This window comes from Paracoccus aminovorans (genome assembly GCF_001546115.1).
In the GTDB taxonomy this organism is placed as follows: domain Bacteria; phylum Pseudomonadota; class Alphaproteobacteria; order Rhodobacterales; family Rhodobacteraceae; genus Paracoccus; species Paracoccus aminovorans_B.
On record NZ_KQ955208.1, the window covers coordinates 1,322,037 to 1,339,114 of the forward strand.

Here is a 17,078-nt window from a genome sequence, read left to right on the forward strand (position 1 = left end):
GGGTCCGGGAGGGTGACGAGGGCGACAGCCGCAGCCCGAGGCCAGCCAGGACCGCATCCGCTTCGGCATCCGCAGAGGGGCTGCGGCCACCACGGGCATAGTCGCGGCGGGCCATGCCCAGCAGGCCAGAGACCCCCGCGCCATGAGCGTCAAAGCCGGGGCGGGCATCCTCGGGGGCATCATCATCCGCAAAGCCCTCCTGCCGGATGTCATCATCCAGTTCCAGCAGGTGGCGGTAATAGGCGGCTTTGGCGGCTTCAATTTGGTCAGGTGTCAGGTCATCAAGGAGGCTGCCCGTTCCAGGGCGATCTTGCGGCGGTGGGCTTGAAAGCGCCCGTCTACCTCCACCGCAGCCAGACGGACCAGCCGCAGAGCCTCGGCATAATCCTTGGTCCTGAGCGAGAACACCTCGGCGGTCTTGGGGTAGCTGTCCCTGATGTCCGTGGGGGTGGTGGCGCGGTGGTAATAGACCGCCCCACGGTGGGCCAAGCGGGTGTGTCCGGGCACGGCCATCAGCCTCTCCACTGTAACACACCACCGTGACACAAGCCGAAATTCAACCAAGCATTGCTGAGAAGTATTTAGATTTCAACGCTTTGCGACTGACTGGTGGAGCCGAGGGGAATCGAACCCCTGGCCTCATCATTGCGAACGATGCGCTCTACCAACTGAGCTACGGCCCCATCCGGCTGCTATCTCGCCCAAGGCCCGGGGGTTGTCAAGGGCGGAATGCCGGGAGCCCCGGCATTCTTTTTTCCCAGCACGCATCCCCGCCGACCGGCCGCCGGGCACCCCTATTCCGCCGCCTCGGCATAGCTTTCCAGCGGCGGGCAGGTGCAGACCAGGTTGCGGTCGCCATAGGCATTGTCCACCCGCCCGACCGGAGGCCAGTACTTGTCCACCCGGAACGCCCCGGGCGGGAAACAGCCCTGTTCGCGCGAATAGGCGCGGTCCCAACCGGCGACCAGGTCCTCGACCGTATGGGGCGCGTGGCGCAGCGGGCTGGCATCGGGCGCGATGCGGCCATCGGCCACCGCGGCAATCTCGTCGCGGATCGCCAGGAAGGCGGTGATCAGCCGGTCGATCTCGGCCTTGGTTTCCGACTCGGTCGGCTCGACCATCAGCGTGCCGGCGACCGGCCAGCTCATCGTCGGTGCGTGGAAGCCGTTGTCGATCAGCCGCTTGGCGATGTCGTCCACGGTCACGCCATGCTCGGCAAAGGGCCGCATGTCCAGGATGCACTCATGCGCGACCCGGCCACGGTTGCCCATGAACAGCACCGGATAGGCCGAGGCCAGCCGGCTGGCGATGTAATTCGCGTTCAGGATCGCGACGCGCGTCGCCTGGGTCAGCCCGGCCCCGCCCATCATCAGGATATAGGCCCAGGAGATCAGGAGGATCGAGGCCGAGCCCCAGGGCGCCGCCGAAACCGCGCCCGCGCCCGTCCGCGGATCGGCCGGCAGATAAGGCGTCAGATGCGCCTTAACCCCGATCGGCCCCATGCCGGGACCGCCGCCGCCATGCGGGATGGCGAAGGTCTTGTGCAGGTTCAGGTGGCTGACGTCGCCGCCGATCTCGCCCGGCCGCACCAGCCCGACCAGCGCATTCATGTTGGCGCCGTCGATATAGACCTGGCCGCCGTGGCGGTGGGTGATGTCGCAGACCTCGCGGATGGTGTCCTCGAACACGCCATGCGTGCTGGGATAGGTGATCATCACCGCCGCCAGCCTGTCCCCCGCCTTCGCGGCATGGGCGGCGAAATCCTCGAGGTCGATGTCGCCGTTCGGCGCCGACTTCACCACCACGACCTTCATCCCCGCCATCTGCGCCGAGGCCGGGTTGGTGCCATGCGCGGACACCGGAATCAGGCAGATGTCGCGATCCTCGCCGCGCGCCTTGTGATAGGCGGCGATGGTCAGCAGGCCGGCGTATTCCCCCTGCGCGCCGCTGTTCGGCTGCAGGGAAAACGCGTCATAGCCGGTGATCGCGCACAGCTTCCCGGTCAGGTCGGCAAAGACCTCGTGATAGCCGGCGGCCTGGTCCTCGGGGGCAAAGGGGTGCAGCGCGGCGAATTCGGGCCAAGTGATCGGCATCATCTCGGTCGCCGCATTCAGCTTCATCGTGCAGGAGCCCAGCGGGATCATCGCCCGGTCGAGCGCCAGGTCGCGGTCCGACAAGCGGCGCATATAGCGCATCATCTCGGATTCCGCCCGGTTCATGTGAAAGACCGGATGGGTCAGGTAGTCGCTTTCGCGCAGCAGGCCCTCGGGGATCGCCGGCGCCCGGGCCGGCACCGCCGGCTCCGAAATGCCGAAGGCGTCCAGCACCCGCGCGATGACGCCCGCATCCGTGGTCTCGTCGACCGCGATGCCGACCCGGTCGCGGCCCACCTTGCGCAGGTTGATGCCGCGATGCCGGGCGGCGGCGAGGATGCCGGCCTGCCCCACGCCCACCCGCACGGTCAGCGTGTCGAAGAACGCCTCCGGCGCCACCTCGGCCCCGGCTGCGCGCAGGGCATCCGCCAGCGTCACCGCGTTCAGATGCACGCGCTGCGCAATGGCGCGCAAGCCCTCGGGCCCGTGGAACACCGCGTAGAAGCTGGCCATCACCGCCAGCAGCGCCTGGGCGGTGCAGACGTTGCTGGTCGCCTTCTCGCGGCGGATGTGCTGCTCGCGGGTTTGCAGGGACAGGCGATAGGCGCGGTTGCCCTTGGCATCGACCGAGACGCCGACGATGCGCCCCGGCATCGCCCGCTTCATCTCGTCGCGGCAGGCCATGAAGCCGGCGTGCGGGCCGCCATAGCCCATGGGCACGCCGAAGCGTTGCGCCGAGCCGACGGCGATATCGGCGCCCATCGCGCCCGGATCCTTCAGCACGCAAAGCGCCAGCAGATCGGTCGCCATCACCGCGACCGCCCCCGCCTGGTGCAGCGCGTCGATCTCGGCGGAATAGTCCCGGATCTCGCCGAAGGTGCCGGGATACTGGAAGATCGCGCCAAAGACCGCCGAGGGGTCATAATCGCCGCGCAGGATCTCGATGCCCAGGGGCGCGGCCCTTGTCTCGATCACCGAGACGGTCTGCGGGTGCAGCCCGTCGCTGATAAAGAAGCCGCGCGCCTTGGACTTCGCCACGCGCTGCGCCATGGCCATCGCCTCGGCCGCCGCCGTCGCCTCGTCCAGCAGGCTCGCATTGGCGACGGGCAGGCCGGTCAGGTCCGACACCATGGTCTGGAAATTCAGCAGTGCCTCCAGCCGCCCCTGGGCGATCTCGGGCTGATAGGGCGTATAGGCGGTATACCAGGCCGGGTTCTCCAGGATATTGCGCTGGATCGCCGGCGGCGTGACGGTGCCGTAATAGCCCTGCCCGATCAGGCTGGTCATCACCCTGTTGCGTCCCGCCACCTCGCGCATCCGCGCCAGCAGCGCGGCCTCGGACAGCGCCGGCCAGTCCAGCGCCTCGGCCTGGCGGATGCCGGCGGGCACGGTCTGCGCGATCAGTTCGTCCAGGCTCTCGACCCCGACGGCGGCCAGCATCGCCTGCATCTCGGCCGGAGACGGCCCGATATGGCGCCGGTTGGCGAAATCGTCGGGGTTGTAGTCAGTCGGCGTCCACTTGCCCATCATCGGCCTCGTCGGAATAACATTTGCCTGGAAACCGCCCGGGAAGCCCCGGCCTTCTCCGTTGTGAAAATACCCTCTGGGGGTGCGGGGGGCGAAGCGCCCCCGCCATCGCCGGGCCGTCAGGCCCGGCAAAACATCACCCGATCAGCGCCTGATAGGCGGCCTCGTCCATGAAGCCCGACAGATCGGCATCGGCCGGCTTGATGCGAAAGAACCAGGTGCCCATGGCGTCCTGGTTCACCGCGCCGGGATCGTCGGGCAGGCTTTCGTTCACCGCGGTGATCACCCCCGCCAGCGGCGCCACGATATCCGAGGCCGCCTTCACCGATTCGATCACCACGATCTCCTCGCCGGCCTCGACCTCGCGGCCGACCTCGGGCAGCTCGATGAACACCACGTCGCCCAGCTGCTCGCTGGCGTGGGCGGTGATGCCGACGGTGATCTCGTCGCCCTCCGGCTTCAGCCACTCATGGTCTTCGGTAAATTTCAGCATCTCTGGCCTCTCAACGCTTGTAGCCGGGTTGGTGGAAAGGAAGCGGGGTGATCGTCGCTGGCAGCCGCTTGCCGCGCAGCTCGGCCCAGACCGTGTCGCCGGGCGCCAGCGCCGCCGGCAGGATCGCCATGGCGATGGGCGCGCCGACCGAGGGGCCGAAGCCGCCGGAACAGACCGTGCCGATCTGCGCCCCGCCCTCGGCCGCATCGAAGATCGCGACGCCTTCGCGGATCGGCGCCCGGCCCTCGGGGCGCAGGCCCTGCCGGACCCGCGCCGGACCCGCGGCCAGTTCCGCCAGCACCGTCTCGGCGCCCGGGAAGCCGCCGGCCCGCGCACCGCCCGCGCGGCGCAGCTTCGGAATCGACCAGCCCAGCCCCGCCGCGCCCGGCGTGGTTTCGGCGTCCATGTCGTGGCCGTAGAGCGGCATCCCGGCCTCCAGCCGCAGGCTGTCGCGGGCGCCCAGGCCGATGGGCGCCACCTCGGGCTGGTCCAGCAGCGCCCGCGCCAGCGCCTCGACCTGCCCCAGCGGCACCGAGATCTCGAACCCGTCCTCGCCGGTATAGCCCGAGCGGCTGATCCAGAGCCGCGCGCCCTGCCAGTCGAATTCGGCCACGTCCATGAAGCGCATCGCGGCGACGCCCGGCAGCAGCCGCGCCAGCACCGCCTCGGCCTCGGGGCCCTGCAAGGCCAGCAAGCCGCGATCCGTCACCGGCTCGACCGTCACGCCCTGGGCTTCCAGCTGCCGCAGATGCGCGATGTCCTGCGCGGCGCAGGCGGCGTTCACCACCAGATACAGGTGGTCGCCCTTGTTGGCGATCATCAGGTCGTCCAGCACGCCGCCCGCCGCATTGGTGAACAGGCCGTAGCGCTGCCGCCCCTCGGCCAGGCCCTGCACATCGGCGGGCACCAGGGTTTCCAGCGCCCGCGCCACATCCGGCCCGCGCAGGATCACCTGGCCCATGTGGCTGACGTCGAACAGCCCCGCATGCGCGCGGGTATGCAGGTGCTCGGCCAGCACGCCCATGGGATATTGCACCGGCATCTCCCAGCCGGCAAAGGGCACCATGCGCGCACCCAGCGCGACGTGCAGATCGTGAAGCGGCGTGCGCTGTAGCTCGGCCATGGGCATCTCCTGTTTCCCGGACAGGGTGATCCCGCCCGCATCAGATGCCCCCTCTGTCCCTGCCCCGACCGGGGCGCCTGAGATCGTTATCCCTTCGGCGGGCGGCCCTGGGCCGCCTCTCTCCAGAGTCTTCGGCGGAAAACGGTCCCTTTGCCTGAGAGATTCCCGGGGCGGTTGCTCCTTCGGCCCTGACTTGCGCCAGCGTCTCCCGATTTCCGACTTAAGTCGTAGCCGGCACGCGCGAAGCTGACAAGAGCCCTGCACCGTTTTGTCGCATCGGTTCCATGGCTCAGATCGAGATATTCGAGGCGCCGCCGTCCAGCAGCAGGTTCTGGCCGACGATGAAGCGGGCATGCTGGCTGCACAGGAAGGCGCAGGCGGCGCCGAAATCCTCGGGCAGGCCATAGCTGTGGGTCGGGATCGTCGCCTCGCGCCGGCGCCGGGCCTCGGTGATCTCGATGCCCTCGGCTTGGGCCACGCCCTTGTCCAGCGCATAGGCGCGCTCGGTCGCATGGATCCCGGGCAGCAGGTTGTTCACCACCACGCCCGAGCCCGCCACCTGCCGCGACATGCCGGCGACAAAGCCGGTCAGCCCGGCGCGGGCGGCGTTCGACAAGCCCAGGATGGCGATGGGCGTGCGTACCGATTGCGAGGTGATGTTGACGACCCGGCCCCAGCCGCGCTGCATCATCCCCGGCACCAGCGCCTGCATCAGCGCCACGGCGGTCAGCATGTTGGCGTCCAGCGCCCGGATGAAATCCTCGCGCGACCAGTCGGTCCACTTGCCGGGCGGCGGCCCGCCGGCGTTGTTGACCAGGATATCGGCCGCGCCGCCCAGGGCCGCCAGCACCGCGGCGCGGCCCGCCTCGGTGGTGATGTCAGCCGCAACCGGCGTCACCCGGACGCCGTGGCGCGCGGCGATATCGTGGGCGGTGGCCTCAAGCGCCTCGGCGCCGCGGGCGTTGATGACCAGATCGACCCCGGCCTCGGCCAGCGCCTCGGCGCAGCCGCGGCCAAGTCCCTTCGAGGCCGCGCAGACCAGCCCCTTCTTGCCCCTGATGCCCAGATCCATGGCGTTCCTTTCGCTGTCGGTCACCCGACAGGGAAGCGCGGGCGCGGGCGATTGTCCAGTTCAGAAACAGAGGATCTCGGCCTCGGCCTCGGCCCGGCGATAGTTCGCGACCATCTCGTTGCTGCCGGTGCTGCGAAAGGCCGCGGCGCGGTCGCCGCCCATATGCTGCATCGAGAGCACCGTCTCGGCCTTGACATAGTCGTCATAGGACAGGACCGAGGCGATCTGGTCGATGGCGCAGCTGCATTTTTCCAGCATGTCGCGGGTCTGGCCGTTCGCCGCCATGCAGACGAAGACGTAATCGGCCCGGGCATTGGTGGGATAGTCGTTCACCGCCTGCGCCCCGGCCGATCCGGCCCAGATCGCAAGCGCCGCCGTCAGGATAGGCCGCAGCATCATTTCAACACCATCGCGCTGTCATAGGCGGGCTGTCCGCCCGCCAGGGGGCCGGTGCGCGCCGCCATGGCGCGGATCGGTGCCTTGGGCTCGTCCAGGGTGAAGCGCAGTTCCAGCGTCTCGAACCCCAGCATGCGGCCGCTGTTCTTGTCGCCCTGGAACGGGACGAAGACCGCGACGGTGGCGCCATCCTCGCGCCGGACCTCGCCGCCCCGGAACAGCGCGTCCTTCAGCCGGTTGCGGATATAGAACGGGCTGCCGCCGGTCAGCGCCGCCATGTCGCGCGACACGGTTTCCAGGAAGAAGGTCAGCGCCGGATCGCCGCCCGAAACCGGGAACGGCCCGATCCTGCGGTCGATGCGCGCGGTCTTTTCCAGCAGTTCCAGCACCGGCTTGCCGTCCGAGGCGTCGGTGGTCTGGGTCAGCGAGATCGTGCCCTGACCCAGCGGGGTGAAGCCCTCGACCTCGGGGCCGGTCTGGGTCAGCGTCCAGACCAGCGGCTTGCCCTCCAACTGCCAGGGGCCGCGTTCGGCAAAGACCAGATCGCCCGCTTCGTCCGCCATCAGCGGCGTCGCGGCGACCAGCGCCAAAAGGGCGATGCGGATCAGAAACCTCATGAACGTCTTCCTTCTCCCACCGGGGAACTTGCCCCCTGGCCCGGCCGCGGGAAAGTCCGCGTCGGGCTTTATCCGGCTTTGGTCTTAGGCCAAGAGCTGTTGCAGCATGGCGGCCAGATCCTCGGGCCGCACCGGCTTTTCCAGCAGCGGCACGTCGATGGCATGGCTGGCGCGGGCCAGTTCCGGCGCCCGCTGCGCCGTGACCAGGATCGCCGGCACCGGCTGCCCCGCCGCCTGCCGCAAGGCCTGGATCGCCTGCAAGCCATTGTCGCCATTGTCGAGATTGTAATCCGCGATCACCACGTCCGGCGGCTCGTCGCCCATCTGGGCCAGCGCCTCGGCGATGCCGCCCGAGACGCGCGGCACCATGCCCAGGCGGTCCTTCAGCACCAGCTCCAGCGCCCGGCGCATGGCATCGTCGTTTTCCACCACCAGCGCCACGCGGCCGCGCAGCGACGGGCCGGCGCGGGCGCCTTCGCTGCGGGCAGGCTCGGCGCAGGGCGCGACCAGCGGCAGGCTGACGCGGAACACCGTGCCGCGCCCCGGCTCGCTGTCCATGGCGATGGGATGGCCCAGCTTGGCGCAGGCGCGGCGCACGATCGACAGGCCCAGCCCCATGCCCGGCACGCCGCCGCCCTCGCGGCCGATGCGCTGGAATTCGTCGAAGATGCGGGCGCGGTCGGTCGCCGCGATGCCGATGCCGGTGTCGAAGATCTCCAGCCAGGCGCGTTCGCCGCGCCGCCTGACCCCGACCAGCACCCCGCCGCGGTCGGTATATTTGATCGCGTTCGAGACCAGGTTCTGCGCGATCCGCCGCAGGAAGGTCGGGTCGCTTTCCACCAGGACCGAGGTCGGCGCGAAACTCAGCCGCAGCCCCTTGGCCTCGGCCATGGGGGCATATTCCACCGCCAGCCGGCGGAACATGTCGCCCAGGTCCACGGGCTTGCGCTGGAACTCGATGCGCTGGCTGTCGAGCCGCGAGATGTCCAGCACCGCGTGCATCAGCTCCTCGACCGAATCGAAGGCGCCGGACAGCCGGTCGGTCAGCTCGCGCTGGAATTCGTCCAGTTGCGTGTCCTTCAGCGCCGACAGGAACAGCTTGGCGGCCGAGAGCGGCTGCAGCAGGTCGTGGCTGGCCGCGCGCAGGAAGCGGGTCTTCGAGCGGTTCGCCTCTTCGGCCGAGGCGCGGGCCACGGCCAACTCGCGGTTGCGTTCCGAAAGGTCGGCCAGCGCCTTTTCCAGCTCGCGGGTGCGGACCTGCACCTCGCGCTCCAGCGCCACGGCGGCCTGGAACATCGACCAGGCCGAGCCGCGCGATTCCTCGAGCCGGTCGATGCGGTCCACCAGCACGTCGGTGATGCGGGCCAGTTTCTCGGCCCGGCGGGCGGGGGGCTCGTCCTCGCGCAGGAACATGGCTCAGCCCGCCTCGGGCGGCATCAAGGCCATGCCGACGAAGGTCTGGTTCACATGCATGCCGCTGTGCTGCTCGCCATAGGTGTTGAAGCCGGCGACGCGATAGCGGGCCAGCAGTTCCGACATCTGCGGGATCATGCCGGCGCGTTCCAGCGCCAGCCGGCGCAGGATGCAGTCGAAGCCCAGCACCATCAGCGGCGGGCGCGGCAGCGCGTCCATCACCTCGGCAAAGCCGCGCGTCATGTCCATGGCCCGGCCCAGCGTCAGGATATGGCCCGGCTCGGTTCCCGACATCAGCTGCAACCCGCCCGAGGGCGTGACGGCACGGATGGCGCGGACATGATGGCGCTTGCCGGTGCGCAAGAGCAGCGGGTGGCGGGCGAATTCCGTCGGCGTCAGCGCCTCGGGCGCCAGCCCGGCCAGCCGGGCGTATTCCTGCGCCGCGGGCTCGGCGTTCAACTCCAGGATGATGCGGTTGTGCGGATCGGCGGCCGTCACCACCGCCCGCTTGTCGGTCGGGCTGAAATGCGAAAACAGCACCTCGGCCACGGCAAGGTCGGTTTCCAGCAGCAGGAACAGCGCCGCGCCCTCATGCACCGCGCCGTCGACCATCTGGCAGCTGGGCGCGAACAGGATGCCCTCGGCGCTGGAGCCCCCGACCACCGGCAGGCCGGGGATCGCCGCATCCAGCGTCGCGGTCAGCACGTCCTCCTGCCGGGCATGGGCGTCAGGCAGCACCACGCCAAAGACCGAGCGGCGCAGGTCGGGCCGGAAATCGGCGTGGAAGCGGCGCAGCGTCGCCATCCATTCCGAGGCCGGCACCAGCGCCTGGTTGCGCAGCACGCAGACCCCGACCCGGAAGCTGGCCGAGGGGAAGCCGACCGCCGTCACCGTCGCCGCGCAATAGCCGCGCGGGCCGATCTCGCCGGCCGAGGAACAGCCGACGACCCGGCAACCCGTGCCCAGGCGTTCGCGCAGTTCGGTGCCCAGCGCCGGCATGCCGCGCGCGGGCATGCCGAACAGCAGGACCAGCGCCGGTTCCAGCGGCGCCATCTCGGCGGCGATGCGGGCGGCAATGTCGGAGGCGCCGGCCGCGACCGACAGCACCCGCGGCCCCGGCGGCTGCGCCGCGGCCCCCGGACGGACGCCGCCCGGCCAGGGCGCGGGCGCGGCCTGGCTCGTCATGCCGGCTCGAACAGCCGGACGCTATTGGCCAGGAGCACCGCCTGGGTGCGCCGGCGGGCGTTGATCTTGGACATGATCGCGGTGATGTGGGTCTTGACCGTGGCCTCGGCGATCGACAGCTCGTAGCTGATCTCCTTGTTCGCCTTGCCCTGGCAGATCAGCCGCAGGATCTTCATCTGTTGCGGCGTCAGGCTGGCGAAGCGGCGGGCCAGCTCGACGCGGGCGGCGTCCTCCTCGCCGACGCTGTCGGGCTGATAGCTGTCGGGGGTGACGCGCTCGCCCTCCCACATGCGGCGCAGGCTGTCGACCAGCGCCTCGCGGCCCAGGGACTTGCTGACATAGCCCTGCGCCCCCGCCGCCATCGCGGCCGAGATCATGGCGTTCTCCAGATCGGCCGAGATCATGGTGATCGGCACGTCCGGGATCTGGCGCCGCAGGGTGACGAGCCCCTCGGCGCCCTTGGCATCGGGCAGGTTCAGGTCCAGGATCACCGCGTCCGGCGCGCCCTGCGCGCGGATCTGTTCCTGGGCCGCCGCCAGGCTGCGGGCGGTGCGGACATTGCGCAGCCCGAAGCTGATCTTCAGCGTCAGGGCCAGCGCGTCGCACATCAGCGGGTGGTCATCGACGATCAGGATCTCGCGGACCCGGTCGGCGGTGAGCCTTGGCGATGCTGCGCGGTCCTGCGACTGCATTTCGGCTGAGGCCATCGTTCTCCTCCCAAAGAAACGACAGGGGCGGGGCGTGTTCGCCCGCGGCCCGTTCCCGTCCATCTTACGGCCCCGGGGCGGCAGCGCAAGCCCGTTGGTCGCGGGGGCTGGCGCCGGCCTGCGACTTCGGATGTATTGGCCCCGGCGCGGACAGGTGGCAGTTTGACCGTCAGCAGGGGGGAAAATCGCATGCAACTTACCAGAAGAACGGCCTTGATCGGCCTGGGGCTGGCCTGCGCCTCGGCCGCGCTTCCAGGCCGCGCGCAAGAGGCCGGACTGCCGGCGATCCGGGTCGGCACGCTGGAGAACGGCACCGTCAACTGGGAGCTTCAGACCATAATCAAGCGCGGTTTCGACCGCGCGAACGGCTTTCGGCTGGTGCCGATGGTGCTGGCCGGCAACCCCGCGACCCAGGTCGCCATGCAGGGGGCCGAGGTCGACACCATCGTCTCGGACTGGCTTTGGGTGGCGCAGCAGCGCGCGCGCGGCACCGGCTTCGCCTTCTTGCCCTATTCCACCGCCGTGGGCGGGCTGATGGTGCGCGCCGACAGCCCGGCCAGGACGCTCGCCGACCTGCGCGGCAAGAAGATCGGCATCGCCGGCGGCCCGGTGGACAAGAGCTGGCTGATCCTGCGCGCCTGGTCGCGCGAGGAACTGGGCGAGGACCTGGCCGACATCACCCAGCAGGTCTTCGGCGCCCCGCCGATGATCCTGAACGCCGCCGAAACCGGCGAGGTCGATGCCGCGATCAACTTCTGGCATTTCCAGGCCAAGATGCAGGCGCGGGGCATGCGCGAGCTGATCTCGGTCGCGACGGCGGCCGAGGCGCTGGGACTGGACCCGGGGACGCCGCTCTTGGGCTATGTGCTGCGCGACGACTGGATCGCCGCCAATCCGGCGCTGGCGACCGGGCTGGCGCGGGCCTCGCGCGCCGCCAAGGCGCTGCTGGCCAGCGACGATGCCGCCTGGGAGGATCTGCGCCCGCTGATGGAGGCCCGGGACGACGCCGAGTTCCAGGCGCTGCGCGCCGGCTGGCGCGCCGGCATCCCGCTGCCCGGCCCGGTCGATGTCGCCAATGCGCAGGCCATGTTCGCCACCATGGCGCGCCTGGGCGGCGACGAGCTGACCGGCGGCGTCACCGCCCTGCCCGAAGGCCTGTTCTGGTCGCCGGAGTAACCCATGCGCCTCGGCCGCCCTTCTCGCGCCCTGCTGCCGGGGCTGCTGTCCGTCGCGGCGATGCTGCTGGTCTGGACCGTCGCCTCGCAATTGACCGACCGGCCGCAGACCCTGCCCGCGCCCTGGCATGTCGCCGCGCGCATCGCCGGGCTCGCGGCCAGCGGCGAGCTGTGGCTGAACGCCGGCATGACGCTGTTCCGCGTCGCCGCCAGCTTTGCGCTGGCCATGGTGGTCGGCATGGGTCTGGGCCTGTGGATGGGCCGGTCGCGCGCCGCCGACGACTGGCTGAACCCGGGGCTCATCATCCTGCTGAACGTGCCGGCGCTGGTGGTGATCGTGCTGTGCTACATCTGGATCGGCCTCAACGAGACCGCCGCCATCCTGGCCGTGGCGCTGAACAAGATCCCGGTGGTGACGGTGATGATCCGCGAGGGCACGCGCGCGCTGCGGCCGGACCTCGACGACATGGCGCGGGCGTTCCGCATGGCGCCCCTGCCCCGGCTGCGCCATGTCGTGCTGCCGCAGCTTGCGCCGCAGATCGCGGCCTCGGCCCGGGCCGGCATCTCGCTGATCTGGAAGATCGTGCTGGTGGTCGAATTCCTCGGCCGCTCGAACGGGGTCGGCTTCAAGATCCACCTGCTGTTCTCCAGCTTCGACGTGACCGGCGTGCTGGCCTGGGCGCTGGCCTTCGTCGCGGTCATGCTGGCCATCGACCTGTTCCTGCTGCGCCCGCTGGAATCGCGCGCCAACCGCTGGAGGCAGGATGCGGCTTGATCTGCAAGGCAAATCCTTCGGCAGCCGCGCGGTGCTGGGCCCGCTGTCGCTGACGGTCGGGCGCGGCGAAAGGCTGGCGGTGCTCGGGCCCTCGGGTATCGGCAAATCGACGCTGCTGCGCATCCTGGCCGGGCTCGACAGCGATTATCGCGGCCGGTTGCAGGGCGGCGACCGCCTGGCCGTGGTGTTCCAGGAACCCGTGCTGCTGCCCTGGCGCGATGCGGTCGGCAACATCACCCTGCCCACGGGCTGCGATGCGGCGGTGGCGCGGGACTGGATGGCACAGGTCGGACTGGCCGGGCACGAGGACAAGTTCCCGCGCCAGCTGTCGCTGGGCCAGCAGCGCCGGCTGGCGCTGGCCCGCGCCTTTGCCGCCGGCCCCGACATCCTGCTGATGGACGAGCCCTTCGCCTCGCTGGACGAGGACACGCGGGCGCGCATGCTGGCGCTGACCGGCGCGCTGCTGGACCGCTCGGGCGCCGGTCTGGTGCTGGTGACGCACGATCCCGCCGAGGCGCAGGCGCTGGCCGCCCGGCCGCTGCATCTGTCGGGCAGCCCGGCGCGGCTTCAGAACGACTGATCCCAGACCCTGCCGTCGGTATCCTGGGCATGGACCGTCACCGGCCCCTGCCCCGGCGCATAGGCAAAGCGGAACACCGGATCCTCGGAAATCGAGATCCCGGCGTCCATGGTAAACAGCGCCGTATCGCCCTGCTTGACCTCCAGCGTCTGGATGAACTCGGCCGGGATGGTCAGCAGCGTCACCTGGTCGCGCTGCAGGCCCGAGAAATTCGGGTGCCGGATCATCAGCGTGCCGATCTGCCGGCCGGCCTCTTCGGTCTGGCGGAACTTCATCTGGCCCATGGTGGCGCGCACCTGGTCCATGCTTTTCCCGGCCGGCGCCGCGCAGCCGCCCGAGGCCTTGACATAGCGCCCGGCCATGACCTTGCGCCCGTCCTCCAGCGTGGCGATGGCGCGCAGGTCCGAATAATTGTCGACCCGCACCCGCACCTCGAAATCCAAGGGCATCAGCGCCTTGCCAAAGATGAACTCGGCCGCGACCGGGGCCGGGTTGCCGTCCACGACCAGCGTCAGCGCGGTGATCGCCGGCGCGCCGGGCGGCTGGGTGACATGGACCGGCACCAGCGCCGGATTGTCCGCCCGCTTCGGCGCGTCGAGGTCGAAGACGGCCGGGTCCACCGGCGGCTCTTCCTCGGTGCCGATGATGCTGGAGCGCAGGTCGTCCCACAGGGGCGAGGGCAGCATCGGGTTTTCCACCTCGGCCGCCAGGGCGGGGGCGGCCAGCAGGGTCAGGATCAACGCAAGTCTCATATCCGCCTCTCTTTCGCCATGCGGCGATAGACCAGCGCGGTGTCGTCGCTGGTCGCATCGGCCTCGGCCTCGGCGCGCAATTGCGCGTTCAGGCCGGACCGCGAACAGACCGGGTCGGTGGCGCGCGCGTCGCCGGCCATGGCCATGGCCTGGCAACGGCAGCCGCCGAAATCCACCTCGCGCCGGTCGCAGGACTGGCAGGGCTCGGGCAGCCAGGCGGTGCCGCGAAAGGCGTTGAAGGCGGCGCCGTCGCGCCAGATCGCGGCCAGCGGCGCCTCGCGCACGGTCTGGAAGCGCAACCCGGTGATGGTCTGGGCGGCGTGGCAGGGCAGCACCGTGCCGTCGGGCGCGATGTTCAGCCCGGTCGAGCCCCAGCCGCCCATGCAGCTTTTCGGATAGATGGCGTGATGGTCGGCGGGGACATAGTCGATGACCATGCGCCCGCGCAGCCGCTGGCGGGCGGCATTCACCACCTCGCGCGCGCGGGCCGCCTGCGCCATGGTCGGCATCAAGGGCCGGCGGTTCAGGTCGGCCCAGCCGTGGAACTGCACGGTCGCGACCTCGATGCGCCGGCAGCCCAGCCGCTCGGCCAGGTCGATCATCTCGGGCAGGCGGTCCAGGTTCTGGCGATGCACCACCGCGTTCAGGGTCAGCGGAAAGCCGATGGCGCCGATCCATTCCGCCACCTGCATCTTGCGCGCGAAGCTGCCGCCATAGCCGCTGATCCAGTCCGCCATCTCGGCGTCGATGCCTTGCAGCGACAGCTGCATGTGATCGACCACGCCGTCCAGTTCGCGCAGCCGCGATTCCGTCAGCCCGATGCCCGAGGTGATCAGGTTGACGTAAAGCCCCGCATCCCGCGCCGAACGCGCGATCTCGGCCAGGTCGCGGCGCGAGGCGGGCTCGCCGCCCGACAGATGCACCTGCAAGACGCCCAGATCGGCGGCCTGCCGGAACACGTCGGCCCATTCCGCCGCCGTCAATTCGGATTGCACCCGCGTCAGCTCGACCGGGTTCGAGCAATAGGGACAGGCCAGGGGGCAGCGATGCGTCAGCTCGGCCAGCATCGCCATGGGCAGGCCGACGCGGACCGGGTTGCCGTCGATGTCGCGGGGAATCGGCTCATCCTTCATCCTGGCACCCCTGCTGGGCGTCGCCCTCGGCGCAGGCGAGGAACACCATGCGCCGGTCGACGAGGCCGCGGATGAACTCCTGCACGTCGCCCTCGATCTGCTCGGCGGGGGCGGCGTAGCGTTGGCACAGCGTCAGGACCACCTCGGCCAGGCTGCGCTTGCCGTCGAGCTCGGACAGGATCGCGTCGCCGACCGGGTCCAGCCGCATGGCCCGTTCCGGCGCCAGCAGCACCCGCATGCCGCGCACCCGGTCGTCATGCAGCCGCACCCCCCGGGGCAGATAGGGCACGCAGCCGCCGCTGATGCGATGCCCGGTCACGAGGCAGCCGCCTGCGCGGGCCGGACCAGCAGCCCCTCGCCCGGACGCCATGCGCCGGGCGGGATGCGGCCCTCGACATAGCCGTGCCACAGCGCGTCGAGCTGCGCCCAGAGCACGTCGGTCTTGAACTCCAGCGCCGCCGCCGCCGCATCCTGCTTTTCCAGCGTATCGGCGTGGTCGAGGACATAGTTCAGGCCGAATTCCACGTCCTTGGGCGCCTCGGCCAGGCGCTTGCGGAAATAGGAAAGGCTGGTCTCGTCGGCGAAATCGTAATGCTTCAGCAGGCCCTCGATGCGCTCGGCGTGGATCTTGGGGGCGAACATCTCGGTCAGGCTGGCGGCCACGGCGTCGAGCAAGGGCATGTCGCGCACGAAGCGGACATAGGCATCGACGGCGAATCGCGTCGCGGGCATCACACCGGCGCCGCTCGCGACATAATCCGGGTCCAGCCCCACGGCGCGGGCCAGGGCCAGCCAGCGCCGGATGCCGCCGCCCTCATCGACGCCGCCGTCGTGATCCTCGATGCGGCTGCGCCAGATGCGGCGCATCTGCGGATCGTCCAGCCGCGACAGGAAGGCCGCGTCCTTCATCGGGATGCGCGACTGGTATTGCCAGCGGTTGATGACCCAGGCCCGCACCTCGTCGGGCGAACATTGCCCGCCGTGCAGGCGTTTGTGGAACGGGTGGCGGTCGTGATAGCGCTCGGCGCCGATGCGGCGCAGGCGTTCGTGGAATTCGGCCCGGCTCTGGGCGCGGTGGTCGGCGATCTTCATGGCACGATCTCCATGCCGTCGCGGCCGACCTGCCAGCCCGCCGCCTCGGCAGCGGCGCGTTCGGGGCTGGAAGGATCGACCAGCGGGTTGGAATTGTTCAGATGCACATAGATGCGGGCGCGCAGCGGCACGTCGCGCAGCGCGTCCAGGCTGCCCTCGGGCCCCGAGACCGAGACATGGCCCATGCGGCGGCCGGTCTTGCGGCCCAGCCCCTCGCGCAGCATCTCGTCATCGCTCCACAGCGTGCCGTCGAACAGCAGCGCGTCCGCGCCCGCGATCCGCTCGCGCAGCCAGCCCGGCACCGAGGCGCAGCCGGGAATGTAGAACACCCGCCGGCCGTTCGCGGACAGTTCCACCCCCACGGTCTGCTCGCCCATCAGGCCGGTGTCGACCTCGTCCCCTTCCAGGTAAAGCGGCACCTTGCCCGGCACGGCAAACAGCGTCGCCATCAGCCCGGGCACCAGCTGGAAGGGCTGGTCCAGCGCCAGGTCGCGGCGCGTCACCAGCCGGGCGTCCAGCGCCGAGAGCATGGGGTTGGCGGCCAGCACCGCATGGATGGCGGGCGTGGCGTAAAGGTCGAAGGGCTGGCCCTCGCGCAGGGTCAGAAGGCCGGCCACGTGGTCGATGTCGCCATTCGTCAGCAACACCGAACGGATGGGCGAGCCGCGCAGCCGCTGCGGCCGCAGGTGGACCGAGGCGGCAAGCTGCTGGCGCAGGTCGGGCGAGGCGTTGATCAGCGCCCAGTCGCGGCCATTGGCCGATATGGCGATGCCGCTCTGGCTCATCGCCGGGATGCGGCCGTCGCGTGCGGCATCGCAATTGCGGCAGCCACAATTCCATTGCGGCAGGCCGCCGCCTGCGCCGCTGCCAAGGATCACGATACGCATGTTTGCCCCTTCCGGCAGACCCGGCCGCCCGTCACCGGGCAGCCGAGCCCGGAAATCG

18 protein-coding genes, 1 tRNA gene and 1 riboswitch are annotated in these 17,078 nt (G+C 70.2%); of the genes, 3 read left to right on the forward strand and 16 right to left on the reverse strand.

From position 1 onward, the window contains the following. Positions 1-273: 273 nt before the first annotated feature. The 11 genes from ASV56_RS06845 to ASV56_RS06895 all read right to left on the reverse strand — a co-directional run bounded on the left by ASV56_RS06845 (position 274) and on the right by ASV56_RS06895 (position 10,626). Positions 274-513: a DUF6538 domain-containing protein gene (locus ASV56_RS06845; protein ID WP_062561322.1), complete on the reverse strand. Its 240-nt coding sequence runs from the start codon at positions 511-513 to the stop codon at positions 274-276. 94 nt (positions 514-607) lie between these two features. Next, positions 608-683, reverse strand: a tRNA-Ala gene (locus ASV56_RS06850). Positions 684-794: 111 nt separating this feature from the next. Further along, positions 795-3,620, reverse strand: a complete 2,826-nt coding sequence (gene gcvP, locus ASV56_RS06855; protein WP_062562258.1) for an aminomethyl-transferring glycine dehydrogenase — start codon at positions 3,618-3,620, stop codon at positions 795-797. A 136-nt stretch (positions 3,621-3,756) separates the two neighbouring features. Then, entirely contained in the window at positions 3,757-4,113 is a 357-nt protein-coding gene (gene gcvH / locus ASV56_RS06860) for a glycine cleavage system protein GcvH (RefSeq protein WP_062561323.1), read from the reverse strand. A gap of 10 nt (positions 4,114-4,123) precedes the next feature. Continuing rightward, positions 4,124-5,236 carry a glycine cleavage system aminomethyltransferase GcvT gene (gene gcvT, locus ASV56_RS06865; RefSeq protein ID WP_062561324.1) on the reverse strand — a complete coding sequence of 371 codons (1,113 nt, stop codon included), beginning with the start codon at positions 5,234-5,236 and terminating at the stop codon, positions 4,124-4,126. A 132-nt stretch (positions 5,237-5,368) separates the two neighbouring features. Continuing rightward, a riboswitch (glycine riboswitch) is annotated at positions 5,369-5,457 on the reverse strand. Between the two features lie 68 nt (positions 5,458-5,525). Continuing rightward, on the reverse strand, positions 5,526-6,308 hold the full coding sequence (locus ASV56_RS06870) for an SDR family oxidoreductase (protein WP_062561325.1): 783 nt from the start codon (positions 6,306-6,308) through the stop codon (positions 5,526-5,528). 60 nt (positions 6,309-6,368) lie between these two features. Next, on the reverse strand, positions 6,369-6,704 hold the full coding sequence (locus ASV56_RS06875; protein WP_062562259.1) for a hypothetical protein: 336 nt from the start codon (positions 6,702-6,704) through the stop codon (positions 6,369-6,371). Then, on the reverse strand, positions 6,704-7,321 hold the full coding sequence (locus ASV56_RS06880) for a hypothetical protein (protein ID WP_062561326.1): 618 nt from the start codon (positions 7,319-7,321) through the stop codon (positions 6,704-6,706). The genes ASV56_RS06875 and ASV56_RS06880 overlap by 1 nt, the downstream gene beginning before the upstream one ends. Before the next feature lie 84 nt (positions 7,322-7,405). After that, entirely contained in the window at positions 7,406-8,734 is a 1,329-nt protein-coding gene (locus ASV56_RS06885; protein ID WP_062561327.1) for an ATP-binding response regulator, read from the reverse strand. A 3-nt stretch (positions 8,735-8,737) separates the two neighbouring features. After that, on the reverse strand, positions 8,738-9,919 hold the full coding sequence (locus ASV56_RS06890) for an FIST N-terminal domain-containing protein (RefSeq protein WP_062561328.1): 1,182 nt from the start codon (positions 9,917-9,919) through the stop codon (positions 8,738-8,740). Beyond that, positions 9,916-10,626 (reverse strand): response regulator, encoded by a 711-nt coding sequence (locus tag ASV56_RS06895; RefSeq protein WP_017998675.1) that lies wholly within the window; start codon positions 10,624-10,626, stop codon positions 9,916-9,918. The genes ASV56_RS06890 and ASV56_RS06895 overlap by 4 nt, the downstream gene beginning before the upstream one ends. Before the next feature lie 189 nt (positions 10,627-10,815). Between ASV56_RS06895 and ASV56_RS06900 the strand changes: the two genes are divergently transcribed. The 3 genes from ASV56_RS06900 to ASV56_RS06910 are packed head-to-tail and all read left to right on the forward strand — an operon-like array spanning position 10,816 to position 13,156. After that, on the forward strand, positions 10,816-11,802 hold the full coding sequence (locus tag ASV56_RS06900) for an ABC transporter substrate-binding protein (protein WP_062561329.1): 987 nt from the start codon (positions 10,816-10,818) through the stop codon (positions 11,800-11,802). A 3-nt stretch (positions 11,803-11,805) separates the two neighbouring features. Next, a complete protein-coding gene (locus tag ASV56_RS06905; RefSeq protein WP_062561330.1) occupies positions 11,806-12,576 on the forward strand; it encodes an ABC transporter permease in 771 nt (256 codons plus the stop codon). After that, positions 12,566-13,156 (forward strand): ATP-binding cassette domain-containing protein, encoded by a 591-nt coding sequence (locus ASV56_RS06910; protein ID WP_062561331.1) that lies wholly within the window; start codon positions 12,566-12,568, stop codon positions 13,154-13,156. The genes ASV56_RS06905 and ASV56_RS06910 overlap by 11 nt, the downstream gene beginning before the upstream one ends. On the opposite strand, the gene ASV56_RS06915 is transcribed toward ASV56_RS06910, so the two are convergent. The 5 genes from ASV56_RS06915 to pqqB are packed head-to-tail and all read right to left on the reverse strand — an operon-like array spanning position 13,144 to position 17,020. Next, complete coding sequence (locus ASV56_RS06915) at positions 13,144-13,908, reverse strand: quinoprotein dehydrogenase-associated SoxYZ-like carrier (protein WP_062561332.1); 765 nt, start codon at positions 13,906-13,908, stop codon at positions 13,144-13,146. The two genes, ASV56_RS06910 and ASV56_RS06915, sit on opposite strands and share 13 nt — an antisense overlap. Further along, positions 13,905-15,041 (reverse strand): pyrroloquinoline quinone biosynthesis protein PqqE, encoded by a 1,137-nt coding sequence (pqqE, locus tag ASV56_RS06920; RefSeq protein WP_062561333.1) that lies wholly within the window; start codon positions 15,039-15,041, stop codon positions 13,905-13,907. Before pqqE ends, ASV56_RS06915 begins: the two co-directional genes overlap by 4 nt. Continuing rightward, positions 15,031-15,360 carry a pyrroloquinoline quinone biosynthesis peptide chaperone PqqD gene (gene pqqD, locus ASV56_RS06925; RefSeq protein WP_062561334.1) on the reverse strand — a complete coding sequence of 110 codons (330 nt, stop codon included), beginning with the start codon at positions 15,358-15,360 and terminating at the stop codon, positions 15,031-15,033. Before pqqD ends, pqqE begins: the two co-directional genes overlap by 11 nt. Next, positions 15,357-16,133 carry a pyrroloquinoline-quinone synthase PqqC gene (pqqC, locus tag ASV56_RS06930; protein WP_062561335.1) on the reverse strand — a complete coding sequence of 259 codons (777 nt, stop codon included), beginning with the start codon at positions 16,131-16,133 and terminating at the stop codon, positions 15,357-15,359. The genes pqqD and pqqC overlap by 4 nt, the downstream gene beginning before the upstream one ends. Beyond that, on the reverse strand, positions 16,130-17,020 hold the full coding sequence (gene pqqB, locus ASV56_RS06935) for a pyrroloquinoline quinone biosynthesis protein PqqB (protein WP_062561336.1): 891 nt from the start codon (positions 17,018-17,020) through the stop codon (positions 16,130-16,132). Before pqqB ends, pqqC begins: the two co-directional genes overlap by 4 nt. Positions 17,021-17,078: the final 58 nt, after the last annotated feature.